15 protein-coding genes are annotated in these 24,796 nt (G+C 47.8%); all 15 read left to right on the top strand.

Translation table 11 applies throughout. From position 1 onward, the window contains the following. Nucleotides 1–223 precede the first annotated feature (223 nt). Entirely contained in the window at nucleotides 224–1,459 is a 1,236-nt protein-coding gene (locus KFF03_RS11465; protein WP_255857057.1) for a DUF6160 family protein, read from the top strand. Further along, on the top strand, nucleotides 1,459–2,901 hold the full coding sequence (locus tag KFF03_RS11460) for a DUF6160 family protein (protein ID WP_255857056.1): 1,443 nt from the start codon (nucleotides 1,459–1,461) through the stop codon (nucleotides 2,899–2,901). Before KFF03_RS11465 ends, KFF03_RS11460 begins: the two co-directional genes overlap by 1 nt. A gap of 34 nt (nucleotides 2,902–2,935) precedes the next feature. Beyond that, nucleotides 2,936–10,414, top strand: a complete 7,479-nt coding sequence (locus tag KFF03_RS11455) for a lectin-like protein (RefSeq protein ID WP_255857055.1) — start codon at nucleotides 2,936–2,938, stop codon at nucleotides 10,412–10,414. Next, the gene (locus KFF03_RS11450) at nucleotides 10,414–11,916 is read left to right on the top strand and encodes a hypothetical protein (RefSeq protein WP_255857054.1); all 1,503 of its coding nucleotides are present in this window, start codon (nucleotides 10,414–10,416) and stop codon (nucleotides 11,914–11,916) included. The genes KFF03_RS11455 and KFF03_RS11450 overlap by 1 nt, the downstream gene beginning before the upstream one ends. Beyond that, nucleotides 11,901–12,422 carry a DUF6160 family protein gene (locus KFF03_RS11445; protein ID WP_255857053.1) on the top strand — a complete coding sequence of 174 codons (522 nt, stop codon included), beginning with the start codon at nucleotides 11,901–11,903 and terminating at the stop codon, nucleotides 12,420–12,422. Before KFF03_RS11450 ends, KFF03_RS11445 begins: the two co-directional genes overlap by 16 nt. 18 nt (nucleotides 12,423–12,440) lie before the next feature. Next, a complete protein-coding gene (locus KFF03_RS11440) occupies nucleotides 12,441–13,574 on the top strand; it encodes a hypothetical protein (protein ID WP_255857052.1) in 1,134 nt (377 codons plus the stop codon). A 122-nt stretch (nucleotides 13,575–13,696) separates the two neighbouring features. After that, complete coding sequence (locus KFF03_RS11435) at nucleotides 13,697–15,001, top strand: HD domain-containing phosphohydrolase (RefSeq protein ID WP_255857051.1); 1,305 nt, start codon at nucleotides 13,697–13,699, stop codon at nucleotides 14,999–15,001. Continuing rightward, on the top strand, nucleotides 14,998–15,564 hold the full coding sequence (locus KFF03_RS11430) for a heme NO-binding domain-containing protein (RefSeq protein WP_255857050.1): 567 nt from the start codon (nucleotides 14,998–15,000) through the stop codon (nucleotides 15,562–15,564). The genes KFF03_RS11435 and KFF03_RS11430 overlap by 4 nt, the downstream gene beginning before the upstream one ends. Nucleotides 15,565–15,585: 21 nt before the next feature. Then, on the top strand, nucleotides 15,586–16,506 hold the full coding sequence (locus KFF03_RS11425; protein ID WP_255857049.1) for a sensor histidine kinase: 921 nt from the start codon (nucleotides 15,586–15,588) through the stop codon (nucleotides 16,504–16,506). 208 nt (nucleotides 16,507–16,714) lie between these two features. Beyond that, nucleotides 16,715–18,310, top strand: coding sequence for an isocitrate lyase (locus tag KFF03_RS11420; RefSeq protein ID WP_255857048.1), 1,596 nt, complete (start codon nucleotides 16,715–16,717; stop codon nucleotides 18,308–18,310). Between the two features lie 387 nt (nucleotides 18,311–18,697). Beyond that, nucleotides 18,698–19,306 (top strand): paraquat-inducible protein A, encoded by a 609-nt coding sequence (locus KFF03_RS11415; protein ID WP_255857047.1) that lies wholly within the window; start codon nucleotides 18,698–18,700, stop codon nucleotides 19,304–19,306. Beyond that, nucleotides 19,299–19,931 (top strand): paraquat-inducible protein A, encoded by a 633-nt coding sequence (locus tag KFF03_RS11410; protein WP_255857046.1) that lies wholly within the window; start codon nucleotides 19,299–19,301, stop codon nucleotides 19,929–19,931. The genes KFF03_RS11415 and KFF03_RS11410 overlap by 8 nt, the downstream gene beginning before the upstream one ends. Further along, nucleotides 19,932–21,560: an intermembrane transport protein PqiB gene (pqiB, locus tag KFF03_RS11405; RefSeq protein ID WP_255857045.1), complete on the top strand. Its 1,629-nt coding sequence runs from the start codon at nucleotides 19,932–19,934 to the stop codon at nucleotides 21,558–21,560. It begins immediately after the preceding gene. Between the two features lie 23 nt (nucleotides 21,561–21,583). After that, entirely contained in the window at nucleotides 21,584–22,192 is a 609-nt protein-coding gene (locus KFF03_RS11400; protein WP_255857044.1) for a membrane integrity-associated transporter subunit PqiC, read from the top strand. 219 nt (nucleotides 22,193–22,411) lie between these two features. After that, nucleotides 22,412–24,793 carry an OmpA family protein gene (locus KFF03_RS11395; protein WP_255857043.1) on the top strand — a complete coding sequence of 794 codons (2,382 nt, stop codon included), beginning with the start codon at nucleotides 22,412–22,414 and terminating at the stop codon, nucleotides 24,791–24,793. Nucleotides 24,794–24,796 lie beyond the last annotated feature (3 nt).

Raw genomic sequence — 24,796 nt, 5'->3', positions numbered from 1 at the left:
GTGCATGTTCATTCATTGGTATTACAAATGGCAGGAAAAATTTACATTTGTTAAATAATTCCTTAAGTGACTGATTTTTATAAATAAAAATCAGTTTTGTATTATGCCTAGTAGTACTGACGTTCTGTTTTTTCTGGTGCACTTGTTCCAAATCTGATAACGTCTGCCGCTGTATTCTCATTCGTCCGTTCAAATAAAAATTATAAGAACAGGGAGTTAGGAGATGGCAGCAAAATGCTATCTGGGTCTGTTGGGCCTGTTATCGTGTGCCAGCGCTACCCAGGCGCTTGAAGCCTTGGATGATTCTGCAATGTCGGCCGTTACGGGTCAGGCGCAGGCTCAGGGTATTCGCCTGACTTCTGAATTTGATACCAGCATCAATGCCATTACTTACACCGATGACGATGGTTATTACCGTACCGATCGTAATGAAGACAATGCCAGTCAGAATGCCGGGACCATTCGTTTAAGCCCGATTCGTGTTGCCACCCCCACCAACCGCCCCATTGTTATTGACTTGTCTGTTGCAACGAATGCCGCGGGTGAGACCGGGCTGGTATTAGAAAACAGGGACATGGCGCTTGATGTTGATATCGGCAAAATTGAGATTAACGGCGTTTCTATTGGCTCTTATGGGCAGAATAACTTTCGTATTGGTACCGAAAATGGCGGTTTAGCATCGGATTCATTCCGGATCGAGCTATACGGTGGCGGTGCCGATGTCGCTTCCGGCCCGAATGATGATGTGGGTGGTACCAGTGGCATGACGTTTAATGTCAGCCTGCCAAACAGTCTCTCGTTTGATACCTATTTTGAAGATCCTGATGGTAATGGCAGCAATCCCGGTGCCCGGCTGACCAGTACCGTGAGCTTCCAGTCCAACTCAGGTAAAGACGGTTTAGAACTGAATAATATTACGCTGGATATTGTCGATGATGGATTACGCATTGGTATTCCCGAGACCAATGGCGGCGATATCAACGTTTATAACGCTCGCCTCGGCGATGCCATTCTGAACAGTGTGGCTTATCGCAATATTGATATAAAACCGGGCAGCTATCTGTTGCTTAAAAATGCCAAAGGCCAAAATGAAAGTGGCATTGAGATGGATGCGGTGCTGGCAAATCGCAGTGCCGTTGATTATGTGTATATCGATGGTGAAGTGGATGTTGCCAGTGGTGCTGTCTCCGATGCGGCAATTTATGAAGGCTCTGCATCGTTTGTATTGCTTGATGATATGACGGTTAAAGGTGCTCGTGTCAATGTCGATGGAGAACGGGGGCTGGTGGTTGATTTTGATCCGGCACAAGCGGATGCGGGCCTTTCTGCACACGTGTTAGTGAATGATGTGAAGTTTCGTCGTACGGATCGTGATATTGCCACGACACCAACGCTCGGCACCTTTGACGCTCAGATCAACCTGACGAATAACAGCTATTTACAGGTGGAGGGGCACTGATGAAAACATTCTGGTTCACTCCTGTTTTGTTCGTGTCCTTCTCCGTCAATGCTTTGCAGGCGATCGATGACTCGGATATGGCGTCGGTTTATGGTCAGTCAGGTCTGACGATAGAAACTCAAGTTGAGGAAAATGACGGCACGGTATTAACCATCGGTTCTGTGACCTATACCGAAGAAAATGAAGACGACTCTGATGATGAGTTTTTATCGTTGCAGAATATTGGCCTGCAAATTATTGAAATTGATGATGCCGGTAATTTATTAGGGCCAGGTTCGGTAACGACCACCATTGATATATCCGAAGATGGTGACCTGACCATCCGTGCGGCGGATATTGGTGCGGTCAATTTCACGGTTGGCTCTATCGAGTTCAGTGGTCGTTCTATTGGTGCTTTGGGGTTAAACCGTTGGCGTTTTGCACCGGGTAGCTTTCTGGAAACGACGGTTGTTAATGAATCGCCGGTTAAAATTCGTAGCCGTGCTTTGATGGCCGATGGCAGCGGCATTGATTTTCGTTATATCGAAGATGATTTGTTGTTAACCAGTAATATTGCTTTTAAACCGGATTCTTCTAATCGCCCGTTCCAGAGTGAGTTTTTCTTCACGGCAGTGGATGACACGTTAAAAATAGAGTTTGGTGAAACCCGCGGCACGCTGGAATTTAATGATCTGAAACTATCCGATCGTGATGGTAATCCACTGTTGAATGACCAGTCTTTTGGTGATGTGGGCTATGGTGATGTGGTTGTGAACCAAGGGTATTTCACCGTTCGTGCCAATGACAGCGCCGAGGGGATTGCCGGTGAATTTTTATCAGACTTAACCATAGGCACGGCTTTTTACCGCACGGATGCAAACCGACTGAATTTTGAAAACGTCAATTTAAAAACCAATGGTGAAATTAATTATCAGCTGGAGCTGGTGGGCAGCGAATCAGACTTTGCCAGAGGAATCAGTGCAACGCTGACTGGTATCTCGGATATTGATCTCACCATTGGTGCCATTATTTTCAGCCAGGACGATGGCATCACTGGTCGTTCTGACAGCCTCGGTTCATTTGCTATTGAAAACCTTGATTTAAACGGTGGCGCCATAACCGCCTCTGTATGGGCATTGCCGGGTGCGGGCTCTCAGGGGGTTCGCCTGGATACAGCCATTACGGCAGGCACCGAATTTGATTTCACTTATCGTGATGAAGAGTCCTCTGATGCACGCCTGACAGCCGAGGTTGTACTGGGTGAGTTCTCGTCAGAAACGTTATTGGATATCACGCCAAAAGGCCTGCACTTTACGGTTGAAAGCCTGGAGGGAGAGGCGCACATCAACGCCATTCGTATGGGAGATGGTTCCACCTATCAAGGGCAAACCGGACGCATTGATGTTGATGGGCTGGTGGTTCAGCCCGGTAGTTATCTGCGTGTAGAACCGATACCACTTTAATTTTCAGGCCTGGCCATTTAATAAAAATAAGATTATGAAAATAAACATTACAACGTTCTTATTATTGGTGTTATTGAGCTTTGGTTTGTCTGCCAACGATGACCCTACTGTGCTCGGTGGTGATTTGGCTCAGGACGTCTGGTACGACACCATTGATGGCAGCAGTGATATCAGTGGCCCATTCCGGAATTATGAAACCGGCCAGAATAATATTTCGTTTGAACAAGCACGTTTAATTAATACCCAGGCGCTGGATCAATGGAAACAAGCGGGCGGTATTCTTTTTCCGAGTCAGCGACCGACAACCAATGATAATCAGGATTGTGCTGAAATGATCGCTGATGACAACGGCTTGTGGGAAGCAGAAGACTGTTATGATCGTTTGCCAGTCGCTTGTTTTAATGGCTTTGACTGGAAAGTGTCGAACCGCAATACACGATTTGGTGATGATAAAGACGATGGCGGTACAGAAACAAACAATAATATTCAGGACACGTATAACGCGTGTCTTGAATTAGCGGATGATGATGGTGTCGTCGGTAATTATCGTTTTTCAGCTCCCACTTCGTTTGTGCAAAATAAAAACCTGCAAAAAATCGCTCAGGATCGAGGCATTGATAACCTCTGGATTAACCTGCAAGACAAACGTTACGAAGGTGTTTGGAAATTTAATCTTGAGTCTGATGTTATCGCACCTTTTTGGGCGGCAGGAGAGCCAAATAATGTTGGTGAACAAGACTGTGCGCAATTGTATGGCGCTTCTGGTCAGTGGGATGATGCACTGTGTAATACACCAAAACGATTAGCCTGTTATGACCCGACTGCAGGTAATAATGGCCGCTGGGAGCTGACTAATAACAGTTATGTGTTCAGCGATATCGAAGCTCTGAACCAGGCCTGCCAATCCGATTTGCCGGCATCGATTCCGGTCGCTGAGCGCTCATTATTTAAATTCTTTTCTCCCATTACGTTATCGCAAAACATCGCCTTGCAAGCCAAGGCCGCTGGTAATGACGTCTGGATTAATGCAACCGATAAAATTACCGAAGGTATTTGGTTGCGAAACCGTGAACTGAATAACTGGGCGCAAAATCAGCCGTCAACGAATGGAGCCGAGTTGTGTGCTTTAGCCGATATCCAGAATAATTCGGGTACTTATACTGCAAAATGGCGGACTCAGAATTGTTCATCCGATCTTCCGGTTGCCTGTTCCAGTGGCGGACGCTGGTATTTTTCCGGCTCATCACAAACAACCCGTTTAACCGATTTCTCTGCTGGTCAGGCCGTTTGTGACCAGGTACGTTCAGGTTATTTATTCTCTGCACCTAAAAATAATATTCAGATTGAATCACTGGCATTTTTTGCAGAGCAAGCAGGTGTGACCGGGCAATTCTGGATTAATGGTAACCGTATCGCCGATGCTAATACCGGCTTAGATGATTGGGTGTGGAATGAGCGTAATTTTCAGATCCCCAGCTGGGTGAATGGTCAGCCGGATGGCCTGACCGGAGAAAACTGTGCGGTACTCGATGCCGTGAATAATGGCTGGACTGATGCTGACTGTGCAGGCTCCAGTCGCCGTTATTTATGTCGTAATGGTAGTAACTGGCAACTGTCTCCGGCGGCATCCGCCGGTAATTTAGCGGACTTTTCGAATGGTGCTTCCGCTTGTGGTCAGCTGGGAGCTGGTTGGATATTTGCAGCACCGGAAACTTACAACGAAAATCTGTTGGCCTTGTCGGTTATTGCAGCCGCTGGTGTTTCTGATGCCTGGGTGAATGCCACTGACAATCTGCAGGAATCTGTTTGGCTGAGCAATGCCAACTCAATCACTGTGTATCCTAACTGGGCTGCAACTCAGCCGGATAATGGTTCTGTTGCGGCTAACTCTGCAGCAGATGGTGAAGATTGTGTCTATCAGGGTGACGACGGTTACTGGTATGACGAATCGTGTACCACGGCGGCAGAAGCGCCATGGGCTTGTTCCAATGGTTATGAATGGCGGGTGACGAAAGCATCTGGTGCTGCTCGCCAGATTGCCGATGGTTATAAACAGTGTTTCCTGGAATATGGAGCGGATTATATTTTTGCCGCGCCGTTGACGGTGGATGACGAAATTCAGCTGGATTTTGCCCGCTTATTGGCGGATCAGAGTCGTGGTACTGCAAAACCAAGCATCTGGCTGAATGTGAACGATGGTGGAGAAGAGCAGGATTTCCGTTTTAATCTGCCGTTTTCTAACTGGCAAGACGTGTTGTATCCAGGGCGCGAGCCGGATGCCGCCGTGGCGAATATTTGTGCTTATAAAGAAAGTGCCGATCCCGGCGAAAATAACCCTTGGAAAACACAAAACTGTATTACCGGTACAGCCCATTATGCCTGTTTTGATGGCTCACGCTGGGAGATCGCGACGTCTCAGGGCGTATTAAATCAGGGCGTGCGTGAAATTATTCCGATTGATGATGATTATTGGTCGGTTGAACGTGCGGATGAATTATGTAAACAGCAATTTGGCCGCTCTTACTATTTTTCTGCACCCGTGACCGGGGCGGAAGAGTTTGCGCTGGATGCTGCGATTCGTTCTTTTAATGCCCAGCAAAAACGTATCTGGATTAATTATTACCGCCTGAATGACGCCATTCGGGATTCACAAAATAACCGTTGGTTTGCCAATCGTCTGAAAACCGGAATATGGCAAAAACCCGAATTTGATAATATGAACGGCTCTGACTGTGTGGTGATCCACAACGATGGCTCTTGGTCTGATCGTTCTTGTAATGCAACCGATGTTGGGCGTTTTGCCTGTTTTACCGGTAACTGGACAGTATTTGAAAGTGCCGGTGATGTTTGGGCGGATGGCTTTAAACACTGTGATGATGGTGCGGGCAGCGGCTTATTTGCAGTGCCCAGAAATCCAACGGAATTACAGCAACTGCTGACTCAGCTGAGTGCGGTTTCTGGTGATTCTGTTTGGGTCAATATGAATGACCGTGATCTGGAATCGCAGTGGATTGTTAACAAACCCAGAAATGCATTTTGGGATGCCAATGAGCCAAAAAATCTGGGCAACCTGGATTGTGCATACACCTCTGCTTCAGGGCGTTGGAATGCAACGAAATGTTCGACCGCTGAGGCCCATTACGCCTGCCGTGTGATCCCGAACGGTAGTCAGACGGTTAGCTGGAGAATCACGGCAGCAAAAGGCATCTGGTCACAAGGTTTTGCCGCCTGTTCTCGCGAGTTTTCTGAGTTGGGTAAAACTCAGTTTTATTCGGCCATCGCCTTTGGTGAGTTTTCAGCCAAGGAAAATAACGACTTAATTACCGCGGCTGTGATTGCCAGGAATTTACCTGCAGGGGAAAAAGTCTGGCTCAACTATAGTGATGCCAGCAGTGAAGGCGTTTGGCGCCCAAGAACTGAATATGTTGATTGGGGAAGTGAGTCACTGATTGATGACTCCCGTGATTGCGCCTATTTTGATCGTGAAGCAACCGGACGTGGTACCTGGCATGCCGATACCTGTTCCGGCACATCGGTACGCCAATATGCCTGTACCAATGGTTATGAATGGCGACTGGCTGAAGCTCTGCCGGGGGAGTCTGGCTGGGGTGCCGGATTCACCGCTTGTCAGGCAATGAGTAGCGCCGATGAAAACTGGTATTTTGCAGCGCCAGCCAATGCGGTTGAAAATGCCAAACTGAAACTGGCAATGGAGCTGCAAGGCAGCTCTGGCGTTGCTCAGGTCTGGATTAATGCTCAGGATTCTCTGGATGAAGGCAACTGGACCGTTAATGGCGATAAAATCAATTTCCCGATTGAAATTGCGTTAGCCATTGAAGCAGGCTCGTCACAGCCATTACAACCGGCAACAGAGGTTGTTAACGAAAGTCAGACCGTTCGGGTTAGTTATACATTGACGGATGCTGAGGGTGAGCTGATCGATCTGAGCGGATTCACAGCAGCCAGCCCGACGGCACGAATTACACTGGAACTGATATCGGCAGAGTATGTTGATAACGGCCTAGGCATGCCAACGAATACACCGGCTATTTCTTTGTTGAATCGCACCGCTGCGGGTGGCTCTCCGGCGTCTGGCAGTTCAACAGCAACGGTGTCTGCAGAATTTATTACTCCCGCGTTACTGACACACGATATGTTAGTGACTCTGAAGCTTTCTGCGTTAGATACAGCACCCGCTGCAGCGACCGAATCCTTTAGTGAGCTGATTACTCAAATTACCATTAAGTCGCCACTACAAGCGGCTTACAACTTTAATGATCCGGATGCCGCTAATCAGGATATTTCCGGTAATAACCGTGACATTCTGAATACTCAGGCGTATCCATTACCGGATACCGTTTCGTTATTGGGCGTTTCCGTACCGGGGGCAAACGATCAGCGTGCATTAAAACTGGCTGCGGCCAGCCGTGCCAAAATAGAAGGGGTTGTCAGCGATGCTGATAACGGTTTGTCTCTTGGTGACGAATACGTTGTTGCGTTACGAATCAGCATTGAGCAGGGTTCTGACGACGACGCGGATAGTAGTAAAACCCGGGGTATTTTCCAATTAGGTGATCAGACGGCTGGCGATCAGAGTTTTGCATCCAATGTTGCCAGTTACCTGAAAGCAGATTCAGAAGCCATTTATTTTCAGGATGCCTTAAGCGGAGCCAATAGCGGTGCGGAAACGCCAGCACAGCCTCTGCGCCAATGGCTGAATGTGATTTACAGTAAGCGTGCGAATGCTCTGGATGTGTATATCGATTCTGTATTGGCAGCAACCTATACCTATGGCGCTGGAGATAGTTACAGTGCCACAACGGGTGATTTCTGGCTGGGAAATATTCCCGGAGCTGATGAATCACTGGTGGGGTTAATCGATGATGTCTTTATTTTTAATCGCCATGTTGACGTTGCCACGGTAACCGCTCTGCTGCCTGCGCCGCCGGTTGGTAACGTAACATTTTCTGAATTCAGTACAACATCCTCGGAATACGATGCCAGTACCATTATTGATGTTGCTTTAGAGCGTGTTCGTGGCCAACGTGGCGCATTGGATGCCTACATCCAGTTTGCCTCCGGCAGTGCTGATTTCAGTAATTCAGCGTTGGCGTCAGTCGATGCTAATGCATTGGATATTGCCTTTGTTAATTATGCTACCGATGGCGGCAACTCGGGTGCCAAGGTGAGCTGGTCAGCTGGTGAAATTGGTGAAAAGTCCATTCAATTACGGATCGATAGTGTTGATGATGGCCTGAAGGAAGGAACGGAGCTGGCAACATTAACCATTAACGCCTTAAACCCGGCTGAATCATTTGACGCTACGCTGGATGGTAAGACAGGGAATATTGCTGAGCATTCTGTTGCTTTAGAAGATTTAACACCGAACGAATTTGGTAACTTCTCGGTATGGGCGGTTGAGCGTGATCAGTCGGGCACCATTATCTCTCGTAATCTGAGACTGACCCGTAATGAAGGTGATTCCGGTGAAATTTGTATTTTCCGGGACAGTGGCAGTGTTGGCCAGGTAACGGTGAATTATCAGGTTGTTTCCAGCTTGCAGGATGGTACTCAGGCTTCTCCTAATGACTTCTACTTTGCCGCGAATGACGGTGAAGGGAATGCAGCGATTGTTCCTTCAGCGGCTAATGATGCCGTGGTGTTTAGTGATAATGGCGCCGGCAGCGGTGATAGTTATCAGTGTTTTGTTATTCAGTTCACCAATATTCAAAACGATGCCGACTATGCCGATGATGATACGCCGGTAACCATTATTCTGACGGGCTTCAGTAATGACTCTCAGGCGGGAGCCGTGCTGACGCAACAAACCCAGGCGCAGTTATTTATGCGTGAAGTGGCGCAGGGCGTTTTTGGTTTCACTCGCGATAGCTACAACTGCCCGGAAACTATCCCGGCGGGTAGCAATCCATTAACGGCGTGTGCAGGCATTAAAATTCAACGGGACTTATATTCACGTTACGCCAACGCATCGACATTATCTTTCTCGTTGGAGCGTGCTACCGCATTTGATGGCAGTGGCGTTCCTACGGCCTGGGCTGCGGTTGTCAGTGATACTGATTTTAGCCCGGCAGTGAATAGTGATCAGGCTGATGTGGATTTCCCACAAATCACCCCGGTGAATTTTATTGATCGTGAACGTGATGTGGATCTCTCGGTATTAAACGACAACGTTCAGGAAGAGCTGAATGAGGTGTTCCGGGTCAGCATTATTCCGAGTGAAGGTGCCGCTGCCAGCTCTGGGCCACTCTATGGTTCTGCCATTATTCGTGTGACGGACGCAACTGAGCCGGCCAACCTGGATCTTTCAGGTGGAGCAACTCTGAATCAGACGCAAACATTACCTGTGATTATTACCCGTTCAGGTAACCCCAATACATCTTTTGATGTGACGCGCACGGTGCAAGTCACACCGAGCTTGCCAACTGGTTGTGCTATCTCTGATTTTATTGATGGCGCTGATGTTGAAGTGATTAATTACAGTACGGGCGGAGCGCAAAATCAGGGCAGCTCCATTTCATTAAAGCCGACCTTCCGGGGTAATGCGCCTTATACCATCCAGGCTTCACTCGGTGCGCGTTCACCGTCACGTATTGTGACTCTGGGTGGTGATTCGGCAAATAGTGAAATTTTCCAGTTATACAGTGTGACTGCCGACAGTAATGGTGTTGTTAATAGTGAGCGTGAAAACATCATTACCGCTCCGGATTATGTAACTTCAGATCCGGAGGCTGGTACCAATAAAGCTTCAAAGGCACCTGGAACACATGTCTTTTATCCGATTCAGGATAAATTGGCTCAAAGAGCAAGTGCAGACTTTTCATTTACGTTCCCTAATTTCACCAATTGTGTCAGCGGAAAAATTGTATACAGCTGGCAACAACAAAGTACTCCAGCAGCCAATATTGAGCATGCTGCAGCTTTAACGGCTACCTCTGGTGAATATTTAATGACAGCTATTTCTGGCCAAACTGTATCGGGAAGTTTGCTGTTGCCGTACACCTTTAAAGGGAACGTAACAACAACCATCACTCTGAATATGGAATATCGAAGTGAGAGTGGCGCAGAGCTGTATGGCACGTTCTCTAAAGATATGGTTATTACCACCACACCACGCTGGCGTGAAATTCGTGTCAGAGCAGGAGAATGTATACGTTGGGATACCAGCAGTAATCGTTATGAAGGCTTCTCGTGCTCAAGTGGCCTGGCCAGCTCTTTCTGGACCTATGATCCTGTTAATAAACGAATCTATAACCAGGATGGCAACCGTTGTGTCAGGGCAAATAACTCTTGGTATTCCAATTTAGAAAATGCCAATACTGCATGCAGTAATGCGACTTCATGGAATATCACCAATGAAAGTGGTAGTGAAATTCGTATTTATATTGATGGTAGTAGCAATCGCTGGTGTACAACCGGGGGGCAGGCTGTACTGCAAATGCTGGGTGGCCAGTGCTCGGATAGCGATGAATATTTTACCTGGGTGAATAACTAATGAAAAAAATAATAACGACGCTCTGTTTTTTTCCGGCTGCAGGCCTGGCTTTAGAAGCATTAGATGACGCCCAGTTATCCGATGTGACCGGGGAAGGTCTGGGTGCAACCTTTGAAAATGTGGTGTTGTACTCGGGTGATCTGGGACAACCGGATGATTTTGAAATTAAGTTGTATCTGGAAGAAGGTGATCAGTCACAATCTGACTTTTTGCGTTTCAGTGAATTGCGCCTGAATAAATCCGGTGAAACGCCCGGGCTTTCAACCTCAGGTGGACGTTTTGGTACGTTTCTGGATTCATTTAATTTAGGCACGATTGTCGATAAAACCGAAAGTTATGGCGCGCAACGCGTGCATACGGTTTGGGAAACCGCTTTCCCGGCGGCTGATCTTGCTCAGGTGGAGCGTAGCTTCCTAACCTACGGTAAAAATAATGGTTTAAGTTATCTGTCCAGTGGTGGTCATGATGCTTCGCGTTATGAAACCTTACCAAATGGTTTTTTCCCTGAGCCATTTGAGGATAATAGCGGAGAAAAACGGTTTGTTACCGATTACCCAGACAACTATACCCCTGGAACGGTGACTCTTGGGAATTTATTATCGGTCAGTAACAACTTTTCTGCGTTAGCGGGTGTGTTTGATTCTGAACTGGATAAAGCCTCGGATAAATTTGATCTGCATTTACGGGTTGATTCTGTCACCGATTTAAATCGTAACCAGAGTTTTGATGATCAGTTTTTTGCATCCATTGATTTAAAAGGCCTGCGTTTATATGGTACGCAAGCCAATGTTTGGGCGCGTGATGTATCCGAAGCAGGCAACAACAGTGGCCTTGCTTTTGCCTTGAATACCGGTCTGGTTGCCGACAGCATTGAAATTAATGCTGATCCCAATGGTGCATTAGGTAGTCGTTTATCGCTTGAAGGTGTGGATGCGTATTTGCCTTTGGGAACGATTGATCAGCCACTTACTATTAGTACGGTTCAGTTCAGGCAGCAGAAGCGTTACAAATGGCGCACAACTCCTCATAGAAATGCCAGTGGCGATATTGTTGATTCACTGTCCGATGTTGGCAGTGGTGGCACTGTCGGTGGCGCTGCAATTTTTGATAATGACGACATTGCGACGACCCAGCTGCGTATCGAAATTGCAGCGTTGCCACAGGCAGCTCAGCAATCAGTACCCGGCCATATCACGATTCGCCAGCTGAATTTTGGTGACCCGGACGATCCGGAGATTATTACCGGCACCGAAGATATTTATTTGCGTAACTCTGCAGGCCAGGTGGTGGCAAAAGTAGATGACGTCAAGCATCGGGCATTTGTTCCTAAAACGGTGACCTATAACGAAGAAGTACGCCGTTATAACGAAGCTAACCCGGGTGCGAACCTTCCTTATATTCCTAATGAAAATGTGATCGAGCTAAAAGGCATTGAAATTCAGCGCTTAGTGATCACAACTCAGGATCTGAACAGGAGTTGTGATGTATGTATTACCAACTAATCACGCTGAGCTTGTTTGTTTTTACATTACCGGTTATTGCTGAGTTATCTCAGCTGTCCGAAGTGGATATGGGTGATGTTTCCGGTCAGGCAGGTATTACTATCAGCGCAAAAGCCGACTTTGACGACGGAACCAAAATTGCGTTCAGTAATGAAAATATTCCGCAAGCTGATTACGACCAGAATGGTAATTATATTGGCAGCGGTGCGACCTGGATGGTGGTGGATGATATCAGTGGCTCGGTCGAAGTAAAAAATATGGACATTGATTTAATTGATGGTGTTGGCCCGAATGAAGATAAAGGTGCCATTCAATTAACTCTGCCGGAATACATTGATGTTAATGAGCTGAAAACCAAAGGTGTTTATTTGGGCAACGGCCCGGAAGTCGCTTATGACAGTTCTGATAATTCAACTTCCCATTTGTTTTTAATTGGGCTGGAAGTGGATGGCCGATTGACATTGCCGGCAGCCACTAAAGTTAATATTTTTCCTGTCGAACGATAATAATAAAAGGACATGGTCATGAATAAAAAATGCGTTTTAATGTCTTTATTGCTCTTTTATGTGCTCAGTATTGAATCCGTGTATGCCGATCTGACACCCATGGCCGAGCAAGAGCTTGATGCGATGTATGGTCAGGCGATTTTTGAAGTGCGCGATCAGGTAGTGGCGCAAAGTAATGGTACGGATTTATCCATGTTGCGTTTAACGGTGGGTGCGCAGGTAGAAATTAATGCCAACGTCGCTGAAGTTTCATTAGGTCGTTATTGGCGTCCGGAAGGTACCAACTGTACGGGGGGTAATGGCGATCGTGTGTGTTACAACAATAATCCGCCAGCCAGCTATAACGATAATATTGATTGGGCCTGTACTGCAGCGCCGTGTGGCTCGGTCGGGCTTGATGATGCGCAATATGTGTCTTCGGCAATTACCCATGGTGAAGAGCGGGCTTTTTCTGAATATCCGTCTGGCTTTTTTCCGGATGCTGGTATTGATGTCAAAATTCGTGATCTGACCATGGGGCAGGTTAATTGTAATGGTGGCACTTGCACCATGACCCCGCTGGTTCAGCAGAATCCGTATCTTGAGTTTGCTTTTGATGAAACGTCCGGCTCGCGTAAATTAGTTGGTTTTCGTGTTGGTGCTGAAGACGGCTTTGGTTATCAGGGGAATGCTATTGATGTGATATCGGGTTTTATTCGCCCGGCGATTACAGCGGATGCAGGTTTTCTGGGCATTATTAATCTGGAGACTCAGTTAGGTGGCGTGCGTACGGTGGGCTGGATCGATCAGAACCAGACCATTGTTACCGGCGGCAGTGGCCTTGCTTCTATTCTGGGGGCGGGTGCGGTCGAAGGCATTTCTCCAACCGCACAACTGTTCCCGGTACAGTCAAACTATCTGGACCACACGGCGGCATTCTTCTTCTCCATGGGTACCCGTGCAATTGACTGGAGTGAAGTGGCTGGTTATTCACCTGAAACAACCCGTCCGGGTGTCTGGATTAACCTGGGGGGTGATGGTGGCCTGGTTGCGAATACTCGTCAGGGGGATCACCCGATTAACTACTTCCCGGGGCATCCGAACTACGACCGTTACAACAGCGGTACCAACTATACCCGCCCACAAGCAAGCTGGTCGGAGACCTACCAATAGCCCGGTTTGTTGTCATGATTGTTCTTTCAGCCACTGCAAAGCAGTGGCTTTTTTGTTTTTAAGCTACATCACTTCGTGTTTCTTCTACACTGAACACAACAGATCAGAGAAGGAGTTGTGAAGTGGAAGTGACTGCAGAGATAGCGACTAAGCCAATCGTATTACTGGTTGATGATGAAGAAAATATTCTGAAATCGTTGCGTCGTACCTTGCGACGTTCGGAAGTCGACATTGTCACGGCCACGTCCGGGCGTGATGCTTTGTATATTATGGAAAATACTGAAGTCGATCTGGTTATCTCGGATATGCGCATGCCGGAGATGAGTGGTGCTGAGTTTCTGGCCGAAGCTGCGCGCCTTTATCCGAACACCATTCGTATTCTGTTGACAGGTTATGCCGATCTGGAATCCACCATTGCTGCGGTGAATGAAGGGCGAATCAGTCGCTACCTGAATAAACCCTGGAATGACGATGAAATTCGTCAGATCGTTGAAGAAAACCTGCGCAGCAAACTGCTTGAAGTTCGTAATCAGCAGCTCAGCCAGCAGCTGTTGGAGAAAAATCAGCAGCTGGAAATGATGAATGCCTCTCTCGAAGAAAAAGTAGCTGAACGAACCGAAGGGTTGAAACAAGCCAATCGTGAAATCATCCAGGGCTACGAACATATGGTGATGCTGGCATCCAGTATTGCTGCCATGCGTGATGAGTCAGCCGCCGATGCCGCTTCAGTGAAGGCTGCCATGGCGGAGGAAATTGCTCGTCAGCTGGCGATGGATGAAGCGGATATCGCAGCGGTTCGGGATGCCGCGTTATTGTCTGATTTAGGGAAAATGGGATTCAGCGACCAGATGTTGCGTACCCCGTACAGTCAGTATGATAAAGATCAATTGCAGCTGTTTAAGCAATACCCATTGATGGGTGAAGCCGCCTTGTTGGGTGTGCCTCAGCTGTTTATGGCGGGCGTTTATATTCGTAATCAGTTTGAGCGGTTCGATGGCTCTGGCTTCCCCGATAAGTTAGCCGGAGAACGGATTCCTCTTGGAAGCCGGATTCTGACGGTTGTGCGTGATTTTATTGATTTGAGAATGGGGAAATACACCGGAACTGAATACGAAGAAAAACAGGCCGAAAGCGAAATTGTGCGCTTCTCCGAAAGCCGCTACGACCCTGAGGTTGTAAGTGTTTTCAGTTCGGTATATCAACAGTTTGCAACGGATGGCCTGCGCGAAAATGAACAGCTGGTGAAGTCGAATGATCTGCAGGCGGGGATGATCTTGAGTCGTCATCTGCTGTCCAGTAAAGGCATGGTGTTACTGAAAAAAGGGTTTCAGCTCAACCAGGCCGTGATCGATAAGGTCATAAACCTGGAACATACCTCGGGAGAAAACCTGGATGTTTATATCGACAAAGGGGCGACTCAGGTATGAAAGGTATCGTCTTTGACATGTTGCGCGATATGGTTGAAGAGCAGTATGGCCTGGAGGGCTGGCAGGCTGTGATTGATCAGGCTGGCTCTGATGGTTTGTATATTTCAACCGACAGTTATCCCGATGCGGAGCTTTTAGGCCTGGTGGCAGCGGCTTCCGACATTACCGCCATCGAAGCATCCGATCTGGTCTTTGCCTTTGGCCAGTTTATGGTCGGCGAGTTTTATAAGCGTTTTCCCCGTTATTTTGATGACTGTGATGGTTTAATCGACTTTTTGTTATCGGTGGACCGGGTGATTCATGTGGAAGTGCGTAAATTATTTCCGGATGCCGGGGTGCCGGAATTTCGCTATAGCCAGTCAACCCCGGAACAGAAGTCCCCAGATCAGCAGTCTCCCGATCAGCTGACGATGATCTATCAATCTCAGCGCAAGTTGTGCCGTTTGGCGGAAGGACTGATTGATGGTAGCGCGAAGCACTTTGACCAGAGCTACTCGCTCAAGCATCCAGTCTGTATGCATCGTGGAGACTCCGCTTGTCATTTAATTATTACGTTGCAATAACGGGCTGGCTAAAGGTCTTTCATGGTTGATTATCAGAAGGCTTACCTCCGGGAAAAAGAACTGCGCAAACGTGCGGAGCAACTGTTAGAGGATAAGGCGCGTGAGCTTTACGACTCCTATGAGCAGCTGCAACAGATGCATGATGATTTTAAACAGCAGCAAGAGCGGTTAATTGTTTCTGAAAAAATGGCCTCCCTCGGTATTATGTCAGCGGGTGTCGCACATGAAATTAATAACCCTCTGGGATTTATCAGTGCCAATCTGAATGCCATTGCCGATGTTGTTCAGGCGTTTCGGTCGTTTCTTGATCAGCTTGAAGGTCAGTTATCGGCTGATTCCACCGTCCATTCCAATGATATTCGTGAAGCTATTCAGCAGCATGAGTTGCGTTACTTATTAGATGATTTTAATGATCTGTCGGAAGAGACGCGCGAAGGGCTGGGACGGGTAACACAAATCATTGCGGACTTAAAAGCCTTTGTGCACGAAGGGGATGATGAAAAACAACCATTGGATGTGAATGAATGTGTCCGTGGTGCCATTAATATTCTCAATAACCAGATCAAATACCACGCTAAATTGAGCGTTTCCTATGGCGAACTTCCTCTGCTGCCTGGTTGTTTTGGCAAGCTGAATCAGGTGTTTACTAATCTGATTGCAAATGCCAATCAGGCGGTCTCTGACAATGGTCAGATCCAGGTCCGTACCGCGGTTGAAAATAATCAAATTGTTGTTCGTGTGATCGATGATGGTTGCGGTATGACCGATGATGTTCGCAAAAATTTATTCACGCCTTTTTACACCACTAAGCCGATTGGTCAGGGGACGGGCTTGGGGTTATCGATTTCTTTAGGTGTCGTGGAGGAGCATGGTGGCTCGATTCTGGTCGACAGTGAGCCTGGGAGAGGCAGCTGTTTTACTGTGGTCCTGCCCATCGCCTGAAACGATCTTGTCCGGCACGTTTTGTCTTAATTCTGTCACGTAAGTGAAAAACCTTAGCTTCTCTCCGTCTATTCATTCTGAAAATAGTAGATATACATACTATTGATTGTAATTATGTGGCCGAACTCTCTAGTATTCTCGGCAGTTACTACTACACCAGCTGTTGAGGTGTAGTGTCTTCGCAAACTCACTTTGAAGGATTGACCTTATGTCAGCTTATCAAGACGACATCAAAGCGGTTGCAGCTCTGAAAGAAGCAGCTGGTAACCCTTGGGACGCTATCAACCCAGAATCTGCTGCACGTATGCGTGCTCAGAACCAATTCAAAACTGGTCTGGATATCGCTCGTTACACTGCCAAAATCATGCGTGAAGACATGGCAGCGTTCGACAAAGACAAGTCTCTGTACACTCAGTCTCTGGGCTGCTGGCACGGTTTCGTAGGTCAGCAAAAGCTGATCTCTATCAAAAAGCACTTCGGTACTACTAAGCGTCGTTACCTGTACCTGTCTGGTTGGATGGTTGCTGCTCTGCGTTCTGAGTTCGGTCCTCTGCCTGACCAATCTATGCACGAGAAGACTGCTGTTGCTGGTCTGGTAAACGAACTGTACACCTTCCTGCGTCAAGCTGACGCTCGTGAACTGGGTGGCCTTTTCCGTGCGGTTGATGCAGCTCGTGAAGCTGGCGATGCGGCTAAAGAAGCTGAACTGCAAGCTCAGATCGATAACTACGAGACTCACATCGTACCTATCGTTGCTGACATCGATGCTGGTTTCGGTAACGCTGAAGCGACTTACCTGATGGCTAAGCAAATGATCGAAGCGGGCGCTTGCTGTCTGCAGATCGAAAACCAGGTTGCTGACGAGAAGCAATGTGGTCACCAGGACGGTAAAGTTACTGTTCCTCACGCTGACTTCCATAACAAGCTGCGCGCTCTGCGTTACGCTTTCCTGGAACTGGGCGTTGATGACGGTCTGATCGTTGCACGTACTGACTCTGAAGGCGCTGGCCTGACTAAAGAAATCGCAGTGGTTAAAGAGCCAGGCGACCAAGGTGACGTTTACAACTCCTTCCTGGATGTTGAAGAAGTTGACGTTGCTGACATGGCTGAAGGCGATGTTGTATTTAACCGTGGCGGTAAGCTGGTTCGTCCTAAGCGTCTGCCTTCTGGTCTGTACCAATTCCGTCAAGGCACTGGCCACGAGCGTTGTGTATTCGACTGTATCGAAGCTATCAATGCTGGTGCTGACCTGCTGTGGATCGAAACTGCTGTACCTACAGTACACGAGATCAAAGGCATGATGGACGAAGTACGTAAAGTACACCCAGATGCGAAGCTGGTTTACAACAACTCTCCATCTTTCAACTGGACTCTGAACTTCCGTCAGCAAACTTACGATGCGTGGGCTGCTGAAGGTAAAGACGTTTCTGCATACGATCGTAACAACCTGATGTCTGCTGAATACGACAACTCTGAGCTGTCTGCTGCAGCTGACGAGCGTGTTAAGACCTTCCAGGCTGATACCTCTCGCGAAGCGAACGTATTCCACCACCTGATCACTCTGCCTACTTATCACACAACTGCACTGTCTGTTGATAACCTGGCTAAAGAGTACTTCGGTGAGCAAGGTATGCTTGGTTATGTTGCTGGCGTTCAGCGTAAAGAGATCCGTCAAGGCATCGCTTGCGTTAAGCACCAAAACATGGCTGGTTCCGACATGGGCGACGACCACAAAGAATACTTTGCTGGTGAGAACGCTCTGAAAGCGGGCGGCGCTAAGAACACTTCTAACCAGTTCTCTTAATCTGAACTGTTAGAATTGTTTGAAGAAAAGGTCTCTTAGGAGGCCTTTTTTTGTGCCTGGTGACTCTGGATAATATCAGCTCTGAAAGCGGGCGGTGTTAAGAGCACTGTTAATCAGTTCTCTTAGTTCGAGGTTGGCTAGATAGTTTAGTTCTGAAAAAGGCGATCTTCGGATCGCCTTTTTTGTGCCTGTTTGAAACGCTCTGAAAAGGTGACCCTTGTAATAAGGAGGTCGTCTTTTTTGTTTGGGGTCATCGTTTTGCGGAAATTACATATCAATGTCATGTTTTATGCATTATTTTCCGCCATTGTTTTTCACTGCTGTTCAATTCAATTATGATTTTCCGGGTGTCGGCTGTCATGGCTGTGTGAGGTACTAATGGAGTCAATGGAAAATCAAACCGCTTGCCATGCCTGCGATCTATTAATCGAATTGCCCTCTGAGCCACGCTATCAATTACGTTGTCCTCGTTGCCATTCGTTAATCGCCAGTTTTGACTCGCGAAATGCTGAGCGGCTGCTGGCAATTACCATTTGTGCGCTTTTATTGCTGGTGATGTCAAATGCGTTTCCTTTTCTGGCATTTGAGGTATCGGGCCAGTATCAGCAGATTACGTTATTGCAGAGTGTTACTACGTTGTGGCACTACGATTACCCCGGGTTAAGCATTCTGATTCTTATCTTTATCGTTCTGGCGCCTGCAGCCTATCTTTTGTGTGTGCTTTATTTGTTAACGCCGCTCTTTTTTAACCGAACTCCCGTGTATGGCAAAACAATCATCACTCAGCTATTTCGTTTGGCTGACTGGTCGATGGTGGAGGTTTTTCTGATTGGGGTGCTGGTCAGTCTGATTAAGCTGGCAGGGATGGCGGATGTGATTCCCGGGATTTCACTTTGGGCCTATATTGCCTTCAGTATTGCTGTGACTTATGTGTTATCCAAAACGGATCGTTTGCAGTTGTGGCAATGGCTGCGGCGGGGAAGTTGCCGTGGATAGCCCTGATTGCCGCTACTCATCGGGCAGTGCAGCGCAGCAAGGTCTGGCCTGTTGTCATGTGTGTGGGCGTTTGTCGCATCACACTCAACAACATTGTCCTGAATGTGGGCATCATTTGATGTTGCGCAAAAAACACTCGTTACAAGTGACCATGGCGTTGGTGATTGCTGCAATGATTTTGTACATTCCGGCGAATGTATTGCCTATCATGGTGACCAGCTCCTTAGGAGTGAGTAGCAGTGATACCATTCTGAGTGGTGTTGTGTATTTTTGGATGCATGGTGACTATCCCATTGCATTGATTATTTTTATCGCCAGTGTGGTGGTGCCATTGGCTAAGTTATTGGCGCTTATCTGGCTGTGTTACACCGTTAAGCGTGGCCGCCAGCAAACGCCACGACGCCGAACCCATTTGTATCGAATCACAGAGTTTATTGGCCGCTGGTCGATGGTGGATGTGTTTGTTGTAGCCTTAATGGTTGCGTTGGTTCAGTTGGGAAATCTGATGTCGATACTGCCTGGGCCTGCTGCATTGGCCTTTGCAGCGGTGGTGGTAATTACTATGTTTGCTGCGAAAAATTTTGACCCGCGCTTAATCTGGGATGTGTTGGAGGACAAAGAATAAATGGAAGCAAGTCGCCCTGAAGTTGAAGAGTCGGGTTGGTCACCGGTGTGGCTGATTCCTTTGGTTGCGTTATTGATTGGTATTTGGATGGTGTACAGCTCCATGGCGAACCAGGGGCCGTTAATCACTATTACGTTTGCGACTGCCGAGGGGCTCGAAGCCGGTAAAACCCGGATTAAAACCCGCAGTGTGGATATTGGTACGGTTGAGTCGGTGATGCTCAATCCTGGTCTGGATGGCATTACTGTGACTGCCAGAATTGATAAAACGGCCGAGTCTTTACTGACACAAGATGCGCGCTTGTGGGTAGTGCGTCCTCGTATAGGTACAACCGGGGTTTCTGGTCTGGATACCTTATTATCCGGCGCTTACATTGAACTGGATCCTGGCAAAGAAAGTGCTGGTGCAAAGACCTTTACAGGGCTGGAAGATATTCCATTAACGTCACCCGGTACGCCGGGGTTGGCATTAAAATTATTCAGCGATACCAGTCACTCTTTGACGGTCGCAGATCCGGTGTTGTATCAGGGCTTTCGTGTGGGGCAGGTTGAAAGTGCCAGCTTTGATGCCGATATGAAACAGGCGGTATATCAGGTGTTTATTGATGCCCCTTATGACCGTTTAATCACAGAAAACACTCGTTTCTGGAATGTTGCAGGCATTGAGTTTGATGCTTCTGCTGATGGTTTGCGTGTGACAACGGGTTCGCTGGCGTCCATGTTGGCGGGTGGTATTACCTTTGATGTACCGCCGGATTTGCCCTTGGGTCAGCGTTCTGACGGCGATCAGCCTTTTCATTTGCACCCTGATAAGCGCTCAGCCTTCGAGCATCGTTATCAATATCGGGCGGAGTATCTGGTGTTGCTGGAAGACTCAGTACGTGGATTAACCACAGGGGCACCGGTTGAGTATCGCGGTATCCGCATTGGTACGGTTGCCAAAATCAATGTGGATGGCATTGAGCGCTCGGGTGATTCCCATTTGGATAAAATGATTCCGGTATTGATTTACCTGGAGCCCGGGCGGATTGATTATGGCGATAGCCAGCAGGGGATTGATCGCTTTCGTCGTGACTTTTCCGAATGGATTACGGCTGGCTTGAGTGCCAAATTGCAAACCGGCAATTTGCTGAGTGGCAGTCAGTTTGTGGCCATTAACTTTCATGATGATGAGTTGCCGGAATTTCCCGAGTATTACTCTGGCTACTCTGTGATACCAACTTCTCAGGAAGGGTTAGAGCAAATTACCCATAAGATCGAAAAATTGCTCGATAAGGTGAATGGTCTGCCTTTGGAAAATACCATGCAACAAACCAATCAAATGTTGGTTCAGCTGAATGCAACTCTGGAAAAAATCGAGCAGTTCGGGCATCACACCAACAGCCTGCTGGCGGATGAAAATACCCGTCAATTACCAGCGCAATTAGCAGACACTCTACGGTCGATGGATAAGGCGTTGGCGGGGGTTGGTCCCGAGTCTGAAAATTACCGCCAGGCCCGCCAATTGATGACGGATTTGCAAGCTGCGCTGGGGGATTTGCAGCCATTGCTACATGAGCTTAATAACAAACCAAGCGCGTTGTTGTTCAGTGAACCCAAAGGCGATGATATTCAGCCGGTTGCCCCTTAAGTGTGTTCTGATTTTTGGAGTTGATGATGAAAAAGTGGTTAATGTTTTTGCTGGTATTTATGGTGACCCTGGTCACGGCTTGCGCCAGTAAAGTTCCGGCAACGCAGTATTATTTATTGAGCGCTGACAACGGCCCTTTTAAACCAGTGACGAATCACCAGCAAAGTTATTTTATTGAACCTGTGGTGTTAGCCGATCATCTCAATCGTGCTGCTTTGGTGATGTTACGCGCAGATAATCAGGTTCAGCTAGCGCATTATCATTTGTGGGCTGAGCCTCTGGCTTCGGGTATTACTCAGGTGCTTGAATATGAGTTGAATCAGCAATGTGCCTGTCAGGTTTCCAGTGCAAGGCAGGGCTATTCTTTTCAGAAAGCATCGGCCCGGAAAAACTCTGATGAGAAAAATAACGATGTTATTCGTTTGATGGTTGATCAGTTTGCCGTGAATGAATCTGGTTTGGTAACACTGTCTGGTAGTTATCTGGTGGGTGAGTCAGGCATGCAGCGGTTTTATTTGCAGCAAACGCTGAGTGGTAATGGCTTTGCTCAGGCGGTTTTGGTTCAGAAGCAATTGCTTGCTCAGCTGGCCGCTGAAATGACTGCTCAGACTGAGGCGACGGCAATCCAGTAATAATGTTGCTATCAATACTTTGGTTGTAATATAGAGCTGTGCCAAAAGGTTGATGCTGCATTGTGATAATATGCGGTTGTTTTTAGTTAGTCGTTTTTGAGGTTGTAGCCTGGGTGTAATGTGGGGTGTTATACGAGGCTTATTGGGGTTAAAAATGGATTGTGATCTGATAAAAATCGTGTCGGGCACAAATATTAAGGTAGTACGGACGGTGCGTCAGTGATTCGTGTAGTTCTTTTTCTGATCAGCTTCGGGGCTTCAGTGAGTGTATTTGGCTCGGTGAATGACGTAGATAATGATGGCTTGTGCCGCGACAATCAGAGCCGTGTTGGTGAATGTATCGCAGGCCCGGATACGGATGATAGTAACCCGGATGTGAATGGCGATGGCATTTGTGATGGTATTCGTTCCGTGATTCGCAGCAGCAACTTTATTGGGTGTATGCGGGGAGTTCATGCCGGGCAGGACTCCGACGGTGATGGCATTAATGATGAACTAGAAGTAACTGATACTGATGGCGATAACATCCCGGACTATATTGACCCGGATGATGATGGCTCTGGTGCAGGTGACTCGGATGCTGATGGCATTGATGATTTAGCCGAGTGTGGACGTTCGTTGCCATGTCTAGACAGCGATTCTGATGGCACGTTTGATTACCTTGATCAGGATTCCGATAACGACGGCCTGGTTGATGACCTGGAAGCAGATCATATTGCGGGCAATGGTTCTGGAGCAATTGTGACGGCTCTGAATATTGATGGTGATGCTCAGGAAGACTTTCGCGATACGGATTCCGATAACGACGGCCGTCTGGATGAAATCGAAAGGCCTGTTTCATCCGATCAGGATAGCGATGGTATCCCGGACGTTTATGATTTTGATGATCGCTCTTCGCTGCAGGGCGGTGGCGATAGTGATAATGACGGCCTGAGTGATGCTCAGGAGTGTCCGGTCTATCCGGCTTGCCCAGATTCTGATTTACCGGCTGACGGGAGGCCGGATTATCTCGATAGTCGTCTGGATACCGATGACGACGGTATTCCCGATAATATCGAAGACCCTAATTTCGATCAGGATAATAACCCGGCTACACAAGTGTTAGATACTGACCAGGACGGTGATGCCGATTATCGTGACGCGGATTCTGACGGTGATGGCTTGTTGGATGAAAATGAGCGTAATAATCCATTTGATGCCTCACAGCGGCTTGATACCGACCGTGACGGTATTCCGGATGTGGTGGATTTTGATGGACGTTTAAATGCCAATGGTGCCGGTGGTGACAGTGATTCCGATGGGGTTGCTGATGCCGTTGAATGTCCGGATTGGCCTCTGTGCCCGGATACCGATGGTGACGGTATTTTTGATTATGTTGATGGTGATTCATCGCCTCCGCCTCCACCTCAGCTCGAATTAGGAGAGGTGTCGACAGCGAATGATGGTGTTGGTGCATTGTGGTGGTTGTTACTGTTGTTTCCGCTATTGGTTGTGACACGAGCTCAGGCGACAGAAGCTCAAGAACCAGAAGCTGGCAATGAAGCATTTGCGCTAACCCAGAGTGGTGGTTTTGATTGGTATTTATCCGCCGGTTTTGGGCGCAGCCAGCTTGAGCCAGATACCAGTGGCAGCTTGTATTCCGTTGACCGTAAAGGTGATTGGGCATATCGCGTTGCGGGTGGTTGGGACATAAATCACTTCTGGTCGCTTGAAGCGGCTTATGCGGATCTTGGCCGTGCCAGGCTTTCTCCTGATATCGGATCGGCTCCGGATGGTTACTTGTCTTACCAGTCATTGGCTGCTTCTGTGGTTGGTAATTATTGGATTCTGGGCGGCGAGCGATTGCCCTGGAGTTTATCTCTGGTTGGTCGGTTAGGTTTCGGGACTTTGATGAACCAGGGAGACGATGTTGAATTTGAGCAACAGACTTCTATTCAGCTGATTACCGGAGCTGGGTTGGAGTGGTATCTGCCTGGTAATTACAGTACGGCGCTGCAGATTGACGCGTTTGATACCGATGCCATGATGCTGTCTCTTTCGCTGACTAAGCGCTTTGGGCAACAACAGGCATTAGTTTATGCCTTGCCTGCCGTTGAGCCTGAAATTGTTCCCGTGCGTCGTGCCATGATTGTGCCGTTGGTCGTGGATAGCGACAGTGATGGTGTGTTGGATGATAAAGATGCTTGCCTCAGCACTCCGGTCAGCGATGGGGTGCGCGTTGACGAGTCAGGGTGTGTCTTTTTTCAGGGGGTTATTGGCGGCATTGATTTTGTTTCCTCCTCGCATGAGTTAACCGGCAACGCCAGAAAAGTGGTTCAAGAGCTGGCTGAGCCATTACATACTCAGATGAAAAATTTTGAAAAACTGCGACTGCAAGTGAGAGTGCACACCGACAGTCGTGGAAGTGATCATTATAATCGTCAACTTTCTCAACAGCGTGCTGAGTCAGTTGTGCGTGAATTATTAAACATGCAGATAGAAGCTGAGCGTCTGAGTGCGTTGGGAATGGGAGAGCGAGAGCCTGTTGCTGATAACCGCACTGTTGAAGGTCGCGATAAAAATCGCCGGGTTGAATTTATATTGACCGGAATCGTTAATTAGGAG

The organism is Bacterioplanoides sp. SCSIO 12839 (genome assembly GCF_024397975.1).
Lineage (GTDB): Bacteria > Pseudomonadota > Gammaproteobacteria > Pseudomonadales > Oceanobacteraceae > Bacterioplanoides.
This window is presented reverse-complemented; position numbering and strand designations above follow the sequence as displayed.